This window comes from Pseudovibrio sp. Ad26 (assembly GCF_001623285.1).
GTDB classification, from domain to species: Bacteria; Pseudomonadota; Alphaproteobacteria; order Rhizobiales; family Stappiaceae; genus Pseudovibrio; species Pseudovibrio ascidiaceicola.
The window spans coordinates 239,391-258,538 of the sequence record NZ_LMCE01000047.1 but is presented as its reverse complement, the minus strand read 5'-3'; the positions used below and the strand labels follow the sequence as shown (position 1 = coordinate 258,538).

Here is a 19,148-nt window from a genome sequence, read left to right as displayed (position 1 = left end):
TGTAAGCGATCATACGCGCATAGATCTGCGAGCAGGAGATACAGCCCTGAGGGCTGCCCGCTTGTCTTACAGATTCTTATCCACGTACTTGCTGAACTCCTCAAGAGAGAGTGCTCCGCTTACTTTTTCACCGTTGATAAAGAAGGTCGGTGTTGAATCTACACCCAGCGTGTCTGAGCCGTAGTCACGAACTTCGGTTACTCCGTCTAGTATTTCCTGATTCGTCAAGCAAGCCTTTACAGCTTCTTCAGTGAAACCGAGCTGCTTGCCCATATTCAACAGGGCGCTGTATGGATCATTGGTGAATGCCCAGCTGCGCTGCTGTTCGAACATCAGAGACATAATGTCGAAGTATTTGTCTTCCGGTGCACAGCGCGCAAGCATAAAGCCAGCTGCGGCGACTGTATCCAGCGGGAATTCACGGAAGATGAAACGCACTTTGCCAGTGTCGATGTATTTCTTCTTCAGTTCTTTATATGTGGTGTTGTGGAAGTTGGCGCAGTGACCACATGTCAAAGAGGCATATTCAATGACGGTGACAGGAGCGTCTGCCTGGCCGATAACCTTATCACCCAACGGGCCAACCTTATTCAGGTCTGCCTCAGAATAGGTCTGTGCAGAGGCAACAGTTGGCATAGCGGCAAAGGCAAGAGAAGCGGCTGTAAGAGCACTGGTGCGCTCAAGAAACTTACGGCGAGAGAGTGTCACGTTTTTCTATCCCAAGTTAAAATGTGTTGCCCTGTTGGCTGACCCGGCGCGTTTATCGCCATAAAGACAGCCAGCATCTGGTCTGGAGTATAACCACTCCAACCCAAAAGCCATTGATCACAAACTGGTGAACATCCGCAGAATACAGCCATGCCCACAGCTCGCCTTCCAGCAACAATTGGTTTTCAGGAAACTATGGCAAATACTTGTCGGATGCTACCGAATATCCTGAGTAGTCATATTAAATTTTGGTAAGGCAGCTGGATTGACGCATACGTTAGGCGAAAAAACGATTTTCTTCGTTTAAAACAAAGGACTTCTGCCATTTCGCGATAAACGGGCAGAGAGCGTTCCAAGATATCCGCTATGATTAAATTTGCACTGCTAATACATACCCACAGAATTTATGCATGGAAAACAACAATAATTTCTCGTGTTGTTTTGTTTTTGCCTCATTAATGAGTTATTAAATATTTACAGAACTCTCTAACAAGATATACGGATACATTATGAAGCGCTTGACTACATTAATGCTTCTCAGCACACCACTGATTGCCTGCCAAGCCTCTGTATCTGAAGATTTCGTCGAAGCTATACCTACAACTACTCAAGAAACGACGATTGAAACGACCGCTATACCTGCCACATCCAATACAATTTATACAGGCACCGCAGATTTGGGCGCACTTACCTCTACGAACTGGGTCGTCAGCGAGGGCAGCGGAAACAGCTCAGCTCCTTGTCGGGTTCAGTTTAGCAAGACCCCGTCAGGCGCCGCTGTTGTGACACCAGCTGTGACCAGCAGTTTTCCAAACGGACATGCAGCAACAAGCGGCTGCACAAATGAAGAGCTGAGCAGCGTGACGGCGTGGGCGGTGAATGGTGATACCATTGAGCTGCGGAATGCGCAGGAAACAACGACAGCCTATCTTTTGATGGAGCGCCCTGACCTTTTGCTGGGATATACCGCAAAGGGGCATGATCTGGTGGTCAGCCAGTAATCACACATTCAGAACTGCAGGTCTTTAAGGATGGATCAGGAGTTGCTTGCAGGTGTGCGGGCAATGAGGTTCTTGCCGAGCTTTTCCAGCGCATTCTTCAGCCGCTCATCAGAGACTGACGCAACCTTCTGCTCGATGCGGCGGTTTTCAATTTCTGACAGCTCACGAAGCGGTTTTGGTGTGATCTTTTTGGTTCTGAGCGCCGGACGCTGCACAACCTTGATGCGGCCAACCGCATTCCAGCCTAAAAAGGCGTTTATCCGATCTCGCAGTTGTGGAGCTTCATGCGTGAAGAACAAAGCAGTGGAGCCATCCGCATGAACAAGAAGTGTTGCAGGTTCTGCAACCGGCTCTCCCTCAGAGCTTTTGGCTCTTGGCCAAACAAGCCTACCGGGCTGTACTTTTCCGTGATACTTCTTGCCGACAAGTTCTGGCCAGGCGGTGAGAAGGTCGGCACTGGCAAATCCGCGCTTGCGCGCGACAGGGTGCATGGTCTTACCAATCAGCTCGTTTAGCTGATGGCTTGATCTCCTGGAAACCCGATTTTGCGCAGTTGCTTTCATCGTCTTCATCACGCCATTAGATTAAGGCACATATATGACCATTGCTTTATATTAGTCTTAATTCAGTCCCGTTTTCCGCGGTACCATGAATTACCAAGGGAACCCCAATTATTTAGGGATCAAAACCAAGGTTAACCCACAAAACCATGCAAGATAATCTAGTTGTTCTTTACTGGTATGACAGAAATTCTCGCCAACTGCCATGGCGAACAGCTCCTGCTGATATACTTTCCGGTGTAAAACCAGACCCTTACCATGTCTGGCTCTCAGAAATCATGCTTCAGCAGACTACTGTTGCGGCAGTGAAAAACTACTTCAATCTCTTCATAAAGACATGGCCAACACTTGCTGATATGGCCAATGCAGAGGAAGAAGACATCCTAAAAGCGTGGGCTGGGCTTGGTTATTATTCCCGTGCAAGAAATCTGTATAAGTGTGCAAAATTTGTCCAATTGCATCACAATGGGCGTTTTCCTGAGGAAGAAGAGCGGCTTTTAAAGCTCCCGGGCATTGGTCCTTACACGGCTGCTGCAATCTCCACGATAGCCTTTGGGCGCCATGCTGCTGTGGTTGATGGCAATGTGGAGAGGGTCCTGTCCCGCCGCCATGCATTGCTGACTGAGCTCCCTGCCCTCAAAGCTGAAGTGAAGCCATTGATGGCTGAAGTGACGCCGCATGACCGTCCCGGCGACTTTGCGCAGGCCATCATGGACCTTGGCGCCACAATCTGTACACCGAAGTCTCCGGCCTGTGGCATCTGCCCATGGATGGATGTTTGTGAGGGTCGCAAGCAAGGCATTGCGGACACTCTGCCACGCAAAGCCCCTAAGAAGGTGAAGCCGACACGACGCGGTATGGCCTTTCTGCTCAGCGATGCACGTGGCCGCATTCTTTTGCGCAAACGCGAAGATAAAGGACTGCTTGCTGGCATGAGTGAGCCCATCACCACGCATTGGGCGGATGATGCAGCGATGGAAGACCTCTCACATGCTCCAATCACTGCGGATTGGGTGCGTACGCCGAAGGACGTGAAGCACACCTTCACGCACTTCCATCTAGAAATGAGCGTCTGGCAGGCACAGGCGCCCGCTCATTACGATGAGCCTGACGGATATTGGTGGTCGGCACCAGATGAGCTTGAGGGGGAAGCCCTGCCAACAGTGATGATGAAAGCGCTGAAGGCCGGCGGCGTGATTTAAGTGCGCAGCAAAAAGCCGGGTCTGGAGCCCGGCTTTTCTTGTTTCTACAAATGCTGATTGGTGCTTATTGGAATGCGGTTTCCATGAAGCTGCGGAGTTTGCGAGAGTGGAGCCGTTCCAACGGCATTTCCCTCAGGACCTCCATGGTCTTCACACCAATTTCCAGATGCTGATTCACTTGCGTCCGGTAGAAGTCTGTCGCCATGCCGGGCAGCTTCAGCTCACCATGCAGCGGCTTGTCTGATACGCAGAGCAAGGTTCCATAAGGAACGCGAAAGCGGAAACCGTTGGCAGCGATGGTTGCGGATTCCATATCCAGCGCGATCGCACGGGACTGGGAGAAACGCTGCACCGGCTCGCGGTGGTCGCGCAGTTCCCAGTTGCGGTTATCGATGGAGGCTACGGTTCCTGTGCGCATGACCCGCTTCAGATCATAGCCGCTGTAACCGGTGGTCTTTTCAACGGCATCTTCCAGCGCGACCTGCACTTCTGCCAGTGGCGGGATTGGAACCCATGTTGGCAGGTCAGCATCCAGCACCTTGTCTTCACGCACATAACCATGAGCCAGTACATAATCGCCAAGCTGCTGGCTGCTTCTGAGCCCAGCGCAGTGGCCAAGCATCAACCAGGCATGTGGGCGAAGCACTGCAATGTGGTCGGTGATGGTTTTTGCATTGGACGGGCCAACACCGATGTTCACCATGGTGATGCCGGAGTTGTCCTCCCGCAGCAGGTGATAGGCTGGCATTTGTGGCAGGCGCGGCGGGGCCACACCTTCACGTGGCTCTTTATCACCTGCATAGGTGATGAGATTACCTGGCTCGACAAAGGCTACATATCCGCTCTCCGGATCATTGATCAGCTCTTTTGCCATCTGCGCAAAGCCATCAATGTAGAACTGATAGTTTGTGAAGAGCACGAAGTTCTGGAAATAGCGCGGCGCGGTTGCGGTGTAGTGCTGCAAGCGATGCAGGGAATAATCCACGCGCGGAGCCGTAAACGGCGCAAGCGGCTCAAAGCCATCTTTTGAACGGTAGGTGCCATTGGAGATGGCATCATCCATGACGGCAAGATCCGGCACATCAAACACATCACGCAGCGGGCGCTCTTCGCTGGATGGCAAAGCGCCTTCCACGTGTGCGCCATCATAAAAGGCAAAGTGCAGCGGGATCGGCTGATCACTTTCAGCGATCACCACTTCAAGACCGTGGTTTTTGATCAGGAGATCAATCTGATGTTCCAGGTAGTTCTTAAACAGATCTGGCCGGGTGACTGTGGTTTTGTATTTGCCAGGCCTTGCCACAAAGCCATAGGACAGGCGCGTATCAACGCGGATGTGGCTGGATACTTCAAATCGCAGTTCCGGGTAAAATGCTCTGACCCGGGTTTCCGACATGCTGCCCTGTGCAGCCTCTTTAAAATTCTCACGTAGAAAGTCAGTCGCCCGATCAAACAGATAGATCAGGTGCGCAACAGCTTCACTGGCATCTTTAAAGGATTGTGGGGGAATTGTCTCAGGCGTACGGATGGAACGGCTTTCCATCACAACGTCGCTATCGGATATAGTCGACACGTTCGGTTTCTCCTCTTTCGTGTCACTATATATCTGAGGGATGTTTACGACAGGGTCAAGACAAACTGCGGACAAATATGGTTTATTTTTTAGTGAGTGAGGATATTTTCACGCAACGTCAGATTCAGCTCTGCACACAGAATTGAGATTCATAACTACATATTTACCCTTATCTCCTTCAGTTTATTCTGTAAAACTATCCCGAAAATTGCATGGGCGAGTTCTAGAGGCACTTTGCGGGACTACGCTTCAGATGATCGGGAGGGATCTTTTTATGCACTTTGTTCGTACTGCTGCGCTTGGTTTGGTAGCTGGCACCTGCCTTACTGTGAGCGCACAAGCTGCCCAGTTGGGGCCGCGGCCTGCTTTTCTCGTAGAGCAGATGCAAGAGAGTCCGTTGAAGGATAAGCTGCTCGCCTGTATCGGCAATCCTGCAAAGGCTTCCAGTTTCACGATTGGGCACCGTGGGGCACCACTGCAGTTTCCTGAGCATACGTTAGAGTCTTATCAAGCTGCGGCTGTGATGGGTGCGGGGGGGCAGGAATGCGATGTCACCTTCACCAAGGACAAAGAGCTGGTCTGCCGTCATTCTCAAAATGATCTGGCGACCACCACAGATATCCTCGCGACTGATCTGGCCAGCACGTGTGTTGCTCCGTTTACTGCTGCTGCCGATGGCGAGAAAGCAGCGGCGGAGTGCAGAACCTCTGAGATCACATTGGCGGAGTTCCAAGGTCTCACTGGCAAAATGGACGCCTCAAATCCAGCTGCAACAACGGTTGAGGACTTCCTGAAAGGCACAGCAGACTGGCGCACGGACCTTTATGCGGCAGCTGGTGCTGGTGGCACTTTGATGGCCCATGCTCAATCCATCGAGCTCTTCAAAAAACAGGGCGTTAAATTTACGCCGGAGTTGAAGCGCCCGAGCGTGAAGATGCCGTTTGACGGGTTCACTCAGGAAGATTTCGCTCAGAAGCTGATTGAAGAGTATAAAGCAGCAGGTATTCCAGCTTCTGACGTTTATCCGCAGTCCTTCTTTTTGGATGATGTGCTGTACTGGATCAAGAATGAGCCTGAGTTTGGCAAACAGGCCGTGTTCCTTGATGGTCGCTTCCGTATGCAGGGCTTTGACACATCTGATCCAACCAGCTTCAAGCCATCCATGGCTGAGTTGAAAGAGATGGGCGTGAACTATATCTCCCCTCCTCTCTGGATGCTTGTCACTCTGGATGACGGGAAGATCGTGCCGTCTGCTTATGCGAAGGCTGCGAATGAGGCTGGCATCAAGATCTTCACATGGACGCTGGAGCGCTCTGGCCTGCTCTCTCACAACAAAGGCGGCTGGTATTACCGCAGCATCAATGATGCGATCACCAGCGAAGGTAGTGTTTATGAGCTGCTGGATGTACTGGCGCAGGATGTGAAGGTGAGCGGCGTGTTTTCTGACTGGCCAGCGACAGTGACTTTTTACGCCAACTGCATGGGGATTGAGTAAGCCCCTCTCCTGTACTGATTTGCATTTTGGAAGCGCGCCTTACATGGCGCGCTTTTTTTTGCGCTGTCCGCAGCGTAAGCCCTGCCACACTCGTTAACCGATTTGCCCGCTGTCCCCGCAGTGCGTTTACCTTGTTCTTTTTAGCCAGCAAAAAAGCTTGACTCTCAAAAAAATATTTAGGGTCTCTATTTTCGCCATTTTAACTCCTCATAAACCTCTACCCCAAGGGAATCCGCGGTCGAATATTAATGGGAGTTAACTTCGAGACGAATATTCGAATCTGTAAATAAAGCGTTGATTCTAAAAGAATAAAAGATATCCACTATTAACCTCTGGTTTACCATAGTGGGTAACCATAGCACTCATGAATTGCGTGAGGTGTTGCGTCGCAATGAGAGTACAGCGTAAAGAAGGGGTGTCCTTGATGGCACCCCACATTTCCACCAAGCCAGACTGGCTTGATACAATTATTAAGGGCGACTGTGTTGAGGCTTTGAACAAGCTTCCAGACAACAGCGTGGATGTGGTTTTCGCCGATCCCCCTTATAACCTACAGCTGGGCGGAGATCTGCACAGGCCTGATCACTCAAAGGTAGATGCCTGCGATGATCACTGGGATCAGTTCTCCAGCTTTAAAGCTTATGATGAGTTCACTCGTGCTTGGCTGCAGGCGGTTCGCCGCGTGTTAAAGCCAAACGGGTCCATCTGGGTTATTGGCTCTTATCACAACATTTTCCGCGTTGGTGCGGTGATGCAGGACCTTGGGTTCTGGATCAACAATGATGTGGTTTGGCTGAAAACAAACCCGATGCCGAACTTCCGTGGCAAACGTTTTACTAATGCTCATGAGACGCTCATCTGGGCCTGCCCTTCACAAGAGAGCAAGCCGACCTTTAACTACGATGCAATGAAGACGTTTAACGACGACCTTCAGATGCGGTCTGACTGGGTGCTGCCTATCTGCACTGGTCATGAACGCCTGAAGGACGACAATGGCGACAAAGTGCATCCAACTCAGAAGCCGGAGAGCCTGCTTTACCGCGTGCTGCTCTCCACTTCAAACCAGGGCGATGTGATCCTTGATCCATTCTTTGGCACAGGCACCACCGGTGCTGTTGCCAAGAAGCTTGGCCGCCACTTTGTGGGATGTGAGCGTGAAGACTCTTACATCAAAGCAGCTTCCGAACGGATTGACCGGGTTACACCTGCCAACGATGATTTTCTGGCGATGACACAAGGCAAACGCTCCCTTCCACGGGTTCCGTTTGGCAATTTGTTGGAGACAGGATTATTGACACCGGGCGCGGAACTGACCGATGCCCGTGGACGCTTCAAGGCTACGGTTCGCGCCGATGGTTCCTTGATCTGCGGCGAGCATTCAGGATCCATCCATAAGGTGGGTGCGCTCGTTCAGGGTCAGCAAGCCTGTAATGGCTGGACCTTCTGGCACATTAAACGTGGCAAGGCCCTTGAGCCGGTTGACGCCCTTCGGGAAGTCGTCCGTTCACAGATGCCTAAGTAGCGTCTTACACAGTTCGTGTGGCGATCTCGCCCCACGGTTTACAGGGTTTGTCCCTGCTTCATATCCATATGACTTGGCCCCTGCCTTTTTAGGCGGGGGCTTTTTTATTGCCCCCTCAAAGGTTTCATCCTTTGCCAGTTCCTCTAGCATCCAATCATGCATGATACATCTATTTACAATCGGACAAGGTGTTTTCACTGCGTAGTTTTTTAGGTGAGCTATCCAACATTGGTGGCCCTTTTTTAGGGCGGTGTCTTCAAGCTGTATTGTGCCGTCGCACCTTGCGGTAAATACCGCCCATACCTAATATGCCGTAGATTCGGTGGTTTCCTTTGTTTCGGGAAGTGTATTTACCCACCTGGCAATCTGCATATTTTATTGGAGCATTTAGAGCTTTATGCAAGAACGCATCCCTAGCCTCGATATTTTAAGGGGCTTTGCCATTCTTGGTATTTTGATCATCAATATTACTGGGTATGGGCTCCCCTACTATACGACCACCGACACTTCTTACTGGCAAGAAATGGATTCTCTGAACTACTGGACCTGGTATGGCGCCTTTCTCCTTTTTGGACAGAAGTTCCTGAGCCTGCTTTCTATGCTTTTTGGAGCCGGGATCATCATATTCGCATATAAGGCAGAACACTCCGGGCGTAATGCACTTAACATGCACTTAACCCGTATGTTTTGGCTCGGTCTTCTCGGGTTCTTTCACGGAATTTTCTTTTGGTATGGCGACATATTACTCGTTTATGCAATGATGGCAGTTGTACTGTGGACGTTTACAAGAAGAAAAGCCAAAACATTGATTGTTTGGTCGATTGTTCTACTTTGCCTGCCATCTATATTTTACATCTGCCTAGCTAATCTACCCGCGTTGTTTTCTCCTGCTGACAAGGCTTCCTTTCTGGAGATGTACAAAGAATCTCAGCAGAGTTTGTCCTCAGCGAACCAACAGGATCTTTCCGCATTAACTGGCTCATTCAGTGAACGTACAGCCAAACTGAGAGAGACATACTTTTCCCTCCTGATCTATGAGGGCCCGCTCTTTTCATACTGGAAAGTTGCAAGCACCATGCTTTTAGGAATGGCGCTTTTAAAAACCGGTTTCCTTTCAGGCCATTGGTCGACACGCAAATACCTGCTCATTTTGCTAATCGCGTTGCCGAGTGGGCTTTCTCTTGACCTTCTTTGGGTGGCAGAAATCATAAATAAGGAGCCCGTAGCCTATTCGTCATCAATGCTTAGCTTAATATACATTTTATGGGCAAGTACATTTTCCGCCCTTGGTTATGCCGCCTTGCTGATCATTCTGATAAAATCAGCATTGCTGCAAAAGACGATGCGTATTCTAGCGATCGCCGGGAAGCTGGCGCTTACGAACTATATCGCTCAAAGCGTGATAGCGACGACGCTTTTTTATCACCTCCGTCTACTGGGACAGTATGACTATGTCGAACTTCTCGGCTTCGTCATCATGATCTGGGTGATACAAATCACTCTCAGCACTTACTGGCTACAACGTTATCACCTCGGACCACTGGAATGGGTGTGGCGTTGCCTGACCTACAACCAGTATTTTCCATTCAGCAAAGATGAGAACAGCACGCACGTTCGTCGTTGAAGCCGCTCTTTTCCTATCAGATCAACTTTAGCGTGGCAGAATGACTATTGAGCAAACTCTATTTGAAGAAGCTAAGCTGCTGATTGAGCGCCGCTATCCTAACGGGTGGGGTGGTGCTGCTTCTATTAGAACTGAGAGCGGCAAAATCCTGACCAGTATTGCACCAGATACCAAGAATGATGGCCTATCCCTTTGCATGGAAGTAGGTGCAATTCTGGAAGCGCATAAGCTTGATGAGGTTGTCACTCATTCCCTGTGTATCTACCGCGAAGATGAAAACAGCACTTTTGTTATTCTAACTCCTTGTGGAATTTGTCAGGAGCGGTTGGTGCATTGGGGTGGGGATGTGAAGACGGCGATTTCTAACAGCGAAAATGTGCTGATCTTTAAGAACCTGCGAGACTTGCAACCCCATCATTGGTCCATCGTCAATGGTGAAGTGCTGTAGTTTGCAATGAGGTGGCCAGATCTAAGCTGACCACCCTCTTTTCGATTACACAAACTCCACCAGAGCCTTACGCCGCTTGCCAACTGCGAGCGTCAAACGCTCACCCGGTTTCAGGTCTCCCTCAGAGATCAGTCGAGTTTCTTCCATGACGATGCCACCGTTGAGGCGGACGGCGCCGCCGCGGATGAGGCGGCGGGCTTCGCTGTTGGTGGTGGCGAAGCCGGTTTTTACCAGCAGGTCCAAGAGACCGAGTGGTTTGGCAAGGAGGGCCAGAGGCAGTTCATGGGTTGGCTGGCTTAGGTCTTCCTGACCGCTGAACAAAGCTTCGCCTTGCTGGAGAGCGGCTTCTGCTGCGGCCAAACCGTGGACGATGCCGGTGACTTGTGTTGCCAGTATCTTCTTAGCCTCATTCAGCTCCTGCCCCTGAAGGGAGGACAGGCGATCAATTTCTCCCAGCGGCAGGTCGGTGAAGAGCTTTAGCAGTCGCGGCACGTCTGCATCATCAGCATTGCGCCAGAACTGCCAGAAACCGAAGCTGGACAGGCGGGATGGGTTAAGCCACACCGCGCCTTCTGCGGTTTTGCCCATTTTGCTGCCCGAGGCTGTTGTCAACAGTGGTAGTGTGAAGCCGAAGAGCTGGCTGCCAGAACGGCGGCCAAGGTCCACACCATTGACGATGTTGCCCCACTGATCGGAACCTCCGATCTGCAATGTACAGTCAAAGCGTTGATTGAGCTCAACAAAATCAACAGCTTGCAACATCATGTAGCAGAATTCCAGCACCGACAACGGTTGCTGAGCCTCAAGGCGAGAGCGAACACTGTCGAACGTCATCATGCGGTTGACGGTGAAGTGCGTGCCGAAGTCGCGCAGGAACTCGAGGAAGCGGAATTCATCGAGCCACTCAGCATTGTTGACGATTTGGCCCTGCCCTTCAGACAAATCGAAGAGACGTTCTACGGTTGCGCGGATACCTGCGAGATTGTGCTCAATCTGGGCATCATCCAGCAGCGGGCGGCTTTCACTGCGGAAGCTTGGATCACCAACGCGGGTTGTACCACCGCCCACCAACAAGATTGGTTTATGTCCAGTTTTCTGCAGCCAGCGCATGGCCATTAATGGCAGCAGGTGGCCGACATGCAGGCTGTCAGCGGTCGCATCAAACCCGGCGTATGCTGTGATGGGGCCTGCTTGCAGCTTTTCATCCAGTGCTTCCAGATCCGTGCATTGATGCAGGAAGCCGCGATCGATCAGCAGTTGAAGGGCTTCAGATTTGGGACGGAAGCAGCGCGTTGTATCTACCATTGTGTGTTTCATAATGCTCTCCTTCGCCGCGCAGGAGAGCTAAAACACGAAAGCCGCCTACGCGGCGGCTTTTGGTTCTGACCTCAATTTTACATGAGTTTATAGGAACGCGGCCGCCGATATGTCGGGCGCATAATAATAAACCGCAGAAATGATGGTCAGGTTCTTGTTCATGCCCAAGTGTATGACCGCAACGCCCCCGCCCTGTCAAGAAAGTTTTGGCAGTTTGTGCCTCAAACATAAATCAAAAAGCTTATTTTCAGCATATTCGATCCTCTCGAGCAATTTTCCTTAGACAGATTTAGTGTACTGTAACTCATTGAGGTATAACCGGAAAAATCGCCTTAGATATCTACCTACCTTCAATTTAGATTGCCTACAGCTAGTTTTCACAGATGGTCGAGTTATCTGCATTGAAATAGTCTTGAGATGTGAAGAGGAACATACCGTTGAGGCCACATGATCATTGTAAATCTGAAGGGGAGGTTGGGTAACCAGCTGTTCCAATGGGCTGCTGCACGATATCTCGCGGACGCCTCAAAGAGCGAAATTGTTCTGTATTCCGGAGAGCGCGATCGGAAGGCTGGCAGGACACCACCTCTGATGGGATTTCCCCTCCCCACACGTGTGGCACAACCAAAAGACTTCAGGAAGGTTTTCTTTCCATTTGGAAAATTCTCCAAACAACTTCAGCAAGTGTCGCTGCATGTAAGAGCCTTTAAAACCAGACAGATTCTATCATTGGATGAACTGGAAGCTGCAAGAAGATCTCCAAGCAAAAACTATTTTTTAAATGGCTACTTCATGTCTTCTCATATAGCTGATGCCATAAGAAAGACGTTGCAGCAGGATTTGAACCTACTGGACTTTACACCATCTCGATATCCCTATCTTGATATTGTTGATCACCCACGCGCTGTCGCACTTCATATACGCCGAGGTGACTTTGCGACTGGGCCGGCGAGGCAAAGTTATGGACTGTGCAGCGTGGAGTACTATCTCCGCTCGCTGCAAACTCTGGAAGACAAAATAGGCCCTGCGAAGCCTGTTGTGTTCTCTGATGACATCAGCTGGTGTGAAGACGTGTTAGCGCATCTTCCAAATGTTGCCTTCTTCAAAGCTCCAACAGATGGAAGGGATTTCGAGGACATGATGCTTATGTCCCGCTGCGCCCACCAAATTATAGCAAACAGTACCTACAGCTGGTGGGCTGCTTATCTGAACAAAAACCCGGAGAAACAAGTGTTTGCTCCATATCCTTGGCGCGCAACCAAAGAACATCAAAACCAATATTTCCTGCCTGAGAACTGGCAAAGAGTAGCAAAGTACGCTTCATCAGTTTCCCCAACTCCAATGCTCCAGAGTACCTAGGGCAACTCTGGCGCTCCGGGCTGATAAAAACGAGCTAGCCTCTTTTTTGAAACAGCTCGCAAACGTTAAGCTGTACTTTTGAGCAGATTCAGCTTTTTGATGAGGCTGGCTAACTCTTTCATATTATTAAAGATTGCCATTGGGTTTTGTTGCTCAAGGCGGCTGTGTAAATCTGCGTTGCCGTGGGAGGCTCCGGTGAAGCCGAGGGCAGTCATGCCTGCTGCTCGGGCCGCTTGCAAGCCGAGGTGGCTATCTTCAACAACCACGCATTTTTCGGGAGCGACACCCATCTCACTTGCTGCTTTCAAGAACACATCTGGCGCTGGCTTGCCCTTTTCAACCAAATCTGCCGAGAAGTACTTGCTCTCAAACCGATCGTATAGATTTGTTAGTTTGAGCGTATGATCCAAACGATCCATGGAACTGCCGGAGGCGATGCACATTTGCAAATTTGGGAATGAGTTGTCCAACTCATGCAATGCTTCATGGATGCCAGTGATTGGCTTGAGATACTGCTCAAAGGCTGCCTTTAGCGCCTCATCCTGATTTACGAGCGCCTCATGGTGGCGAATGTTGACGCCAATTTCCGCTTCAACCTGGCTGAATACTTCTGCAGATGACACACCGCAGAAGCGGGCAATCATTTCTTCCGTGCTGATCGGGTATCCAGCTTTGGTGAAGCCTTCGGCCTCTACCTGACAGCCAATCCACTCGCTATCAATCAAACAGCCGTCGCAATCCCAAATGAGTAAATCGTAGTTCATAAGCAAATCCAGTTGGTTATATCAGGCGCAGTGTTGTCAGCAAGCATGGCATTTTCATGATACCGCAGGAGCACATTACAACTTATCCTCGCAGACCTAGCACAGTTTCAGCTCGAGCTAGGAGATTTACTCCCAAAAACCTAGTAGTGAGCCTTTGCCAAAGCTCCGGTAGGCTGAGGGGTAAACACGCTGATTTGTGTACGGGGGACGTATGTCAGTTGCTTCTCAGGTGCGAAAGTCTGGTGCTGCGCGACGGCGCAAGCTCAAACCAACATTGATTGTCCGTATCCGCGGCGGCATTGGCAATCAGCTTTTTCAGTATGCTTTCGGGCGGAAAATCGCGCTTGAAACGGGGATGAAACTTCGTTTCGACCACAGTGAGTACGCGCAGTATTTCAACCGCTCCTATTGCCTCAACCTTTTCAAAACGCAGGGTTTATCTGCCACTGAATCTGAAATGTCGGCAGTGCTTTGGCCAGCGCAGGCCTTTGGGCAAACCGTCAAGATATGCCGCAAGTTCTATCCCTTCTATCAGCGCCGCTACATGCGCGAGGACGAGTTGCTGCGAGATGGAGATACTCCCATATTCAAGCAAAGCGCTTATCTGGACGGGTATTGGCAGAAGTGGGAGATTCCATTTTCCATCATGGAGCAGTTGCGAGAAGAGATCACGCTCAAGAAACCAATGGTGCTTGAGCGGCTGAAACTGCTGCAACGGATTAACTCCGGGCCATCTGTAGCCTTGCATGTGCGCTATGGCGATTATAGTCAGGCACACAATCTACAGAATTTTGGGTTGTGCTCCGCTGGTTATTACAAGGGCGCGATGGATTTCCTCTCAGAGCGCATTCCCGGCCTGACCTTCTATGTCTTCTCTGACAGTCCTGAACGAGCGCGTGAGGTGGTTTCGCAGCAAGACAATGTGTTTTTTGCGGATCCGATGCAGGATGGAAAAGACTATGAGGATCTGATGGTTATGTCATCTTGCGATCACATCGTCACCGCCAACAGCACCTTCAGCTGGTGGGCTGCTTTCTTAAACGGGAATGAAGAGAAACACGTGATAGCGCCGCTTAAGTGGTTCAAGAACCCCAATCTGGATGACAGTTTGATCGTTCCGCCGCACTGGCAGCGATTATAGTGCCTGCAATGCCGAAGTCGGTTTAAGCAAGTTCCAAAGCATCAACTTCGTGCAAGATCTGTCCGATTGCGTTTTGAGACAGAGAGAAGTGTTGGTGCGCCCCGCTCTTTTCTCCAATAACCGGCGCGTATCTTAGCCCTCGCACATGTGCGAGCCATGCATAAGCACTCTGGACGTAATCTGCGGGGAAGATCTCAATCAGCTTGCCGCCTGCTTGTGTGAACAGCAGGTTTGTCAGGCCTGCGCCGTGGGTTCCAACGATGATCCTGGCGTTGTTGAAGAGTTCTACCTGCTCTTTGTGGCTTAGTTTGCCGGGAATGACGCTTTGAAAACCCCGTGCCTCCAACTGCTCTTTGAGTGACTTCTCGTTCACTATTCGGCGTGTTTTTGCATCATCCCGCGCGATATAGAGCCTTGTGGCTGGCGTCTTGTGCATATCAAGCTGGTATGCAGCCAGATAATGCGTTGCGACCATAGATGCTGCCTGCTCGCTGGCTGGGACTCTGTATTCGCAGTTCATTGCCGGCGTGCAGTGAAACAACGTTTTGCAATGGATGCGTTCGCTCGCTTTGCACTCTTCCAGGTTGAGGAGAGGCGTCTCCTGAGCCAGATGCTCGTAAAACTCTTTCTGAAACTCTGGGATATTTTCCCGAAGCAGTATTTTCAGCGGGAATGTCAGCGGCCCCAGTTGCTCTAGCAGAAACAGAAGCGGGAAGGCTACATCGCACAAAAAGTGGTAGTAGTGGCGATGACCAGCGGCCATGCCCAGCATGTTGATGGCTGCAGTCTGGATCGTCCTGTCCTTTAACCGCGCAAACCGCATGGTGTTGGGCGCTGCGGCCTCTATCTGGCGATGTTGCGCCTTTAAGACGGTTGCTCCAGTGCTGCCGAGGACCAGTGCATCAACGAGCTTATACATCCTGAGCTGCGTGTGACCGGCGGGGGTGATTGGCAAAGGATAGCGGCTTTGCTCCAATGCGCCATGCTCTTCAAAAAACGCCTGCACCTCTTGCGGCAGTGCACGAGAGCTGCGCTCATCAGCGGTTAGCAGGTGCTCATTTGGCGCAAGCCTTGGATTTGCGTTGTCCGGAAAGAAGTTGTTTCGATCTCCAATGGACGGGAAGGTTCTGGCAAGGGTTGATTGCGCCCGGAACCGAAGTTGCCGACTTGTTGGCAGCCAACTGCGCCATTTAGGTGCCTTACGCATCCCCCACCTCACCCGTTTTATCTGCTAAGCACGAATGAGCGTATACCGGGCAAGACACCTCCAGTATCCGCGTATTCTGATCAATCAATAAGCATGGGAATGGATTGGGTACGCGCAGAAAAAAGCCCGGCGTCTTTTGCAAGAGCCGGGCTGTAAGTTTTTCCAAAAAACGCGTTGTTACGCGAGTTCTGGTTCCACCTTGGTTGGTTCTGGAGCCACCCATTTTAGGATTGGTTTACGCGCTGCCGCTGTTTCATCCAGACGACGGCGCGGAGCCAGGAACGGAGCACCTTCGAAGCGATCTTTTTCGCCTGCTTTTGCACTCATCACCAGATCGCGCATGGTAGCGACGAACAGGTCGAGAGATGCGCGGCTTTCGCTTTCGGTTGGTTCGATCAACATTGCACCACTTACGACCAGTGGGAAGTACATGGTCATTGGATGGTAGCCTTCGTCGATCATCGCTTTTGCGAAATCGAGCGTGGAGACGCCAGTGTCATTCAGGAAGCTGTCGTCAAACAGAACTTCGTGCATGCATGGTTTCACACCGAATGGCAGAGTCATCAGGTCCTGCAAGCCAACGCGGATGTAGTTGGCGTTCAGCACAGCATCTTCAGATGCCTGCTTCAGGCCATCAGAACCATGAGACTGCATGTAGGACAGAGCGCGTACATACATGCCCATCTGACCGAAGAATGCGGTCATACGGCCAAATGGTTGTTCGCCGTCCTTCAACTGATCGTTTGTCTCAACAACTTCCAACTCATCGCCGTTTTTGCGGATGAATGGAAGCGGCGCGTATGGTGCCAGACGATCTGACAGAACAACCGGACCAGAACCTGGGCCACCACCGCCATGCGGCGTGGAGAAGGTTTTGTGCAGGTTGATGTGCATGGCGTCGATGCCAAGATCACCTGGCTTTGCCTTGCCAACAATCGCGTTGAAGTTTGCGCCGTCGCAGTAGAAGTAGCCACCAGCTTCATGGATTGCGTTTGCAATCTCAATCACTTCTGGCTCAAACAGACCACAGGTGTTCGGGTTGGTGAGCATAAGCGCTGCCACCTGACCTGCGTGAGCTTCGATCTTTTCGATCACAGCTTCCACAGCCACCGTGCCGTCTTCACGTGCAGGGATGGACACAACTTTATAGCCAACCAGTGCAGCGGTTGCCGGGTTGGTGCCGTGAGCACTTTCCGGAACCAGAACGATGGAACGTTCTTCGCCTTTGGCTGCAATTGCGTGCTTGATAGACATCATCCCGCACTGCTCACCGTGAGCACCAGCTTTCGGGCTCATGGCCACAGCGTTGGTGCCGGTGAGTTCCATCAGCCAGTCAGCCAGTTCAGAGATCAGCTCGAAAGCGCCCGGAACTGTGGAGATTGGCTGCAGTGGGTGAATATCAGCAAAGCCCGGCAGACGCGCCATCTTTTCGTTGAGGCGCGGGTTATGCTTCATGGTGCAGGAACCCAATGGATACAGGCCTGAATCAATCGCATAGTTGTTGCGAGACATGCGGACGTAGTGGCGCATAGTTTCCGGCTCGGACAGAGCTGGAAGCTCTACCGGCTCAGAACGCATATGGCTGCCGAGGCGCGGAACGAAGTCCATTGGCTCGTCAAGGTCCACACCACAGTTGTCCATGTGGCCGATCTCAAAGATGAGTGGCTCTTCCATGTCCAATGCTTTGTTGCCCGTAAAGGTCTGGTGCGGCATTGGGGGGCCAGCTTCACCAGCGCGTGTTGGACGTCCCTGATGGTTCATAGTCATGCCAGCACCTCCTTCAGAGCCTGCGCGTAGGCTGCACGGTCCTCATCGGTGTTCACTTCTGTGCTTGCAACAACGATCAGGTTGTCGATATCACCGCCGGATTTGTCCAAACGGCAAACAGGAACACCGCCCAGAACGCCCTTTGCAGCAAGAGCTTCAATCACATCATGTGCATTCTTTGGCGTGCGAATTGTGAACTCGTTGAAGTACGCGGAGTTCAGAACTTCAACACCGTCAACCGCAGAAAGGGCATCTGCCAAAGCAACTGCGCTCATGTGGTTGATGCGAGCAAGGCGTGCGAGGCCTTTGCCGCCCAACAAGGTCATGTGGATGGTGAACGCCAAGGAACACAGACCGGAGTTGGTGCAGATGTTGGAGGTCGCTTTGTCACGACGGATATGCTGCTCACGGGTGGAGAGGGTCAACACAAAACCGCGCTTGCCTTCAGCATCCGTTGTTTCACCACAAACACGACCCGGCATGTTGCGGATGTATTTCTGACGGGTCGCAAACAGACCAACGTAAGGGCCACCGAATGTGAGTGGGTTACCGATGGACTGGCCTTCACCAACCACGATGTCCGCACCCTGAGCGCCTGGGCTTTCCAGAAGGCCGAGGGAAACAACTTCAGTGAACACTGCGATCAACAGAGCTTTGTGCTTGTGCGCTTTTTCTGCAATCGGCTTCAGATCGATCAGCTGGCCATAGAAGGACGGAGACTGAACCACCACACAGGAGGTTTCGCAGTCGATCTGCGCCAGAATGTCTTCTGTGCCGGTTGGGTCTGCCGGGAGGGCCGCAACAGATGCACCAGGCAGCTTTGCAGAAACACCTTCAACCACTTCACGGTACTGCGGATGCAAACCACCGGAAAGAACCGCTTTTTTCTTGCGGGTTACACGGTGCGCCATCAACACAGCTTCAGCTGTACCGGTAGATCCATCGTACATGGACGCGTTGGCGACTTCCATTCCGGTCAAGTTTGCCACCTGTGTCTGGAATTCGAAGAGTGCCTGCAGCGTGCCCTGTGTGATTTCTGGCTGATACGGTGTGTAGCTTGTCAGAAATTCAGAACGCTGGATCAGGTGATCAACGGTTGCTGGCACGTGGTGTTTGTACGCCCCTGCCCCAACGAAGAACGGTAGAGATCCAGCACTGACATTCTTGTTCGCCATTGCGCTGAGCTGACGCTCAACTTGCATTTCTGTCTTGCGACGCGGCAAGGTTGTCAGTTCTTCAAGGCGAACGGCCTCTGGGATATCGGCAAACAGCTCATCGATTGAGTCTACGCCGATACGCGCCAGCATGTCGGCGCGGTCGTTGTCTGAAAGCGGAAGATACCGCATGTTCTCTCTCCATCAGATTGTCTGATGCACATTGCAGCAAAAGCGAACAGGGCTTCTGCCATTTCCTGCCATGCGGCTGTCGTGCATGGCAGGTGATGAACGGCTTTTGGCTTA

Annotated in this window: 16 protein-coding genes; 8 read left to right on the top strand and 8 right to left on the bottom strand. The window is 51.4% G+C overall.

Annotated elements, in window-relative coordinates; all coding sequences use genetic code 11:
* Positions 1-66: 66 nt before the first annotated feature.
* A complete protein-coding gene (locus tag PsAD26_RS07650) occupies positions 67-708 on the bottom strand; it encodes a DsbA family protein (protein WP_057462890.1) in 642 nt (213 codons plus the stop codon).
* 509 nt (positions 709-1,217) lie between these two features.
* Here PsAD26_RS07650 and PsAD26_RS07645 point away from each other — a divergent pair.
* Positions 1,218-1,709 carry a hypothetical protein gene (locus PsAD26_RS07645; RefSeq protein ID WP_152986677.1) on the top strand — a complete coding sequence of 164 codons (492 nt, stop codon included), beginning with the start codon at positions 1,218-1,220 and terminating at the stop codon, positions 1,707-1,709.
* Positions 1,710-1,744: 35 nt separating this feature from the next.
* Here PsAD26_RS07645 and PsAD26_RS07640 read toward each other — a convergent pair whose 3' ends face one another.
* Complete coding sequence (locus PsAD26_RS07640; protein WP_208985563.1) at positions 1,745-2,272, bottom strand: DciA family protein; 528 nt, start codon at positions 2,270-2,272, stop codon at positions 1,745-1,747.
* A 146-nt stretch (positions 2,273-2,418) separates the two neighbouring features.
* Here PsAD26_RS07640 and mutY point away from each other — a divergent pair, with 146 nt between their 5' ends.
* The gene (mutY, locus tag PsAD26_RS07635) at positions 2,419-3,471 is read left to right on the top strand and encodes an A/G-specific adenine glycosylase (RefSeq protein WP_063309911.1); all 1,053 of its coding nucleotides are present in this window, start codon (positions 2,419-2,421) and stop codon (positions 3,469-3,471) included.
* Positions 3,472-3,535: 64 nt separating this feature from the next.
* On the opposite strand, the gene PsAD26_RS07630 is transcribed toward mutY, so the two are convergent.
* Positions 3,536-5,014 (bottom strand): AMP nucleosidase, encoded by a 1,479-nt coding sequence (locus PsAD26_RS07630; RefSeq protein WP_063293848.1) that lies wholly within the window; start codon positions 5,012-5,014, stop codon positions 3,536-3,538.
* 304 nt (positions 5,015-5,318) lie between these two features.
* Between PsAD26_RS07630 and PsAD26_RS07625 the strand changes: the two genes are divergently transcribed.
* From PsAD26_RS07625 to PsAD26_RS07605, 4 genes are all read left to right on the top strand, one after another.
* On the top strand, positions 5,319-6,539 hold the full coding sequence (locus tag PsAD26_RS07625; protein ID WP_063309910.1) for a glycerophosphodiester phosphodiesterase family protein: 1,221 nt from the start codon (positions 5,319-5,321) through the stop codon (positions 6,537-6,539).
* Positions 6,540-6,963: 424 nt separating this feature from the next.
* Positions 6,964-8,061 (top strand): site-specific DNA-methyltransferase, encoded by a 1,098-nt coding sequence (locus PsAD26_RS07620; RefSeq protein WP_063287226.1) that lies wholly within the window; start codon positions 6,964-6,966, stop codon positions 8,059-8,061.
* Positions 8,062-8,458: 397 nt separating this feature from the next.
* On the top strand, positions 8,459-9,685 hold the full coding sequence (locus PsAD26_RS07610; RefSeq protein WP_063309908.1) for a DUF418 domain-containing protein: 1,227 nt from the start codon (positions 8,459-8,461) through the stop codon (positions 9,683-9,685).
* A 40-nt stretch (positions 9,686-9,725) separates the two neighbouring features.
* Positions 9,726-10,133, top strand: coding sequence for a cytidine deaminase (locus PsAD26_RS07605; RefSeq protein ID WP_063309907.1), 408 nt, complete (start codon positions 9,726-9,728; stop codon positions 10,131-10,133).
* A gap of 45 nt (positions 10,134-10,178) precedes the next feature.
* Here the strand turns inward: PsAD26_RS07605 and tyrS are convergent, their stop codons facing one another.
* On the bottom strand, positions 10,179-11,450 hold the full coding sequence (gene tyrS, locus PsAD26_RS07600; RefSeq protein ID WP_063309906.1) for a tyrosine--tRNA ligase: 1,272 nt from the start codon (positions 11,448-11,450) through the stop codon (positions 10,179-10,181).
* A gap of 447 nt (positions 11,451-11,897) precedes the next feature.
* Between tyrS and PsAD26_RS07595 the strand changes: the two genes are divergently transcribed.
* Positions 11,898-12,809: an alpha-1,2-fucosyltransferase gene (locus tag PsAD26_RS07595; protein ID WP_063309905.1), complete on the top strand. Its 912-nt coding sequence runs from the start codon at positions 11,898-11,900 to the stop codon at positions 12,807-12,809.
* A gap of 65 nt (positions 12,810-12,874) precedes the next feature.
* Here the strand turns inward: PsAD26_RS07595 and PsAD26_RS07590 are convergent, their stop codons facing one another.
* The gene (locus PsAD26_RS07590) at positions 12,875-13,573 is read right to left on the bottom strand and encodes an HAD family hydrolase (protein ID WP_063309904.1); all 699 of its coding nucleotides are present in this window, start codon (positions 13,571-13,573) and stop codon (positions 12,875-12,877) included.
* A 211-nt stretch (positions 13,574-13,784) separates the two neighbouring features.
* On the opposite strand from PsAD26_RS07590, the gene PsAD26_RS07585 reads away from it, so the two are divergent.
* Positions 13,785-14,714 (top strand): alpha-1,2-fucosyltransferase, encoded by a 930-nt coding sequence (locus PsAD26_RS07585; RefSeq protein WP_063309903.1) that lies wholly within the window; start codon positions 13,785-13,787, stop codon positions 14,712-14,714.
* A gap of 22 nt (positions 14,715-14,736) precedes the next feature.
* Here PsAD26_RS07585 and PsAD26_RS07580 read toward each other — a convergent pair whose 3' ends face one another.
* From PsAD26_RS07580 to gcvPA, 3 genes are all read right to left on the bottom strand, one after another.
* Complete coding sequence (locus tag PsAD26_RS07580) at positions 14,737-15,921, bottom strand: glycosyltransferase family 61 protein (protein WP_063309902.1); 1,185 nt, start codon at positions 15,919-15,921, stop codon at positions 14,737-14,739.
* Between the two features lie 177 nt (positions 15,922-16,098).
* The gene (gene gcvPB / locus PsAD26_RS07575; RefSeq protein ID WP_063309901.1) at positions 16,099-17,688 is read right to left on the bottom strand and encodes an aminomethyl-transferring glycine dehydrogenase subunit GcvPB; all 1,590 of its coding nucleotides are present in this window, start codon (positions 17,686-17,688) and stop codon (positions 16,099-16,101) included.
* Positions 17,685-19,034, bottom strand: coding sequence for an aminomethyl-transferring glycine dehydrogenase subunit GcvPA (gcvPA, locus tag PsAD26_RS07570; protein ID WP_063309900.1), 1,350 nt, complete (start codon positions 19,032-19,034; stop codon positions 17,685-17,687). The genes gcvPB and gcvPA overlap by 4 nt, the downstream gene beginning before the upstream one ends.
* Positions 19,035-19,148 lie beyond the last annotated feature (114 nt).

What these genes read in the sequence shown, in the direction of transcription:
- PsAD26_RS07645 (WP_152986677.1), top strand. Translation starts at nt 1,218, where the DNA reads ATGAAGCGCTTGACTACATTAATGCTTCTCAGCACACCACTGATTGCC.
- mutY (WP_063309911.1), top strand. Translation starts at nt 2,419, where the DNA reads ATGCAAGATAATCTAGTTGTTCTTTACTGGTATGACAGAAATTCTCGC.
- tyrS (WP_063309906.1), bottom strand. Translation starts at nt 11,450, where the DNA reads ATGAAACACACAATGGTAGATACAACGCGCTGCTTCCGTCCCAAATCT.
- PsAD26_RS07620 (WP_063287226.1), top strand. Translation starts at nt 6,964, where the DNA reads ATGGCACCCCACATTTCCACCAAGCCAGACTGGCTTGATACAATTATT.
- PsAD26_RS07590 (WP_063309904.1), bottom strand. Translation starts at nt 13,573, where the DNA reads ATGAACTACGATTTACTCATTTGGGATTGCGACGGCTGTTTGATTGAT.
- gcvPA (WP_063309900.1), bottom strand. Translation starts at nt 19,034, where the DNA reads ATGCGGTATCTTCCGCTTTCAGACAACGACCGCGCCGACATGCTGGCG.
- PsAD26_RS07595 (WP_063309905.1), top strand. Translation starts at nt 11,898, where the DNA reads ATGATCATTGTAAATCTGAAGGGGAGGTTGGGTAACCAGCTGTTCCAA.
- PsAD26_RS07585 (WP_063309903.1), top strand. Translation starts at nt 13,785, where the DNA reads ATGTCAGTTGCTTCTCAGGTGCGAAAGTCTGGTGCTGCGCGACGGCGC.
- PsAD26_RS07640 (WP_208985563.1), bottom strand. Translation starts at nt 2,272, where the DNA reads ATGAAAGCAACTGCGCAAAATCGGGTTTCCAGGAGATCAAGCCATCAG.
- PsAD26_RS07580 (WP_063309902.1), bottom strand. Translation starts at nt 15,921, where the DNA reads ATGCGTAAGGCACCTAAATGGCGCAGTTGGCTGCCAACAAGTCGGCAA.
- gcvPB (WP_063309901.1), bottom strand. Translation starts at nt 17,688, where the DNA reads ATGACTATGAACCATCAGGGACGTCCAACACGCGCTGGTGAAGCTGGC.
- PsAD26_RS07610 (WP_063309908.1), top strand. Translation starts at nt 8,459, where the DNA reads ATGCAAGAACGCATCCCTAGCCTCGATATTTTAAGGGGCTTTGCCATT.
- PsAD26_RS07605 (WP_063309907.1), top strand. Translation starts at nt 9,726, where the DNA reads ATGACTATTGAGCAAACTCTATTTGAAGAAGCTAAGCTGCTGATTGAG.
- PsAD26_RS07625 (WP_063309910.1), top strand. Translation starts at nt 5,319, where the DNA reads ATGCACTTTGTTCGTACTGCTGCGCTTGGTTTGGTAGCTGGCACCTGC.
- PsAD26_RS07630 (WP_063293848.1), bottom strand. Translation starts at nt 5,014, where the DNA reads ATGGAAAGCCGTTCCATCCGTACGCCTGAGACAATTCCCCCACAATCC.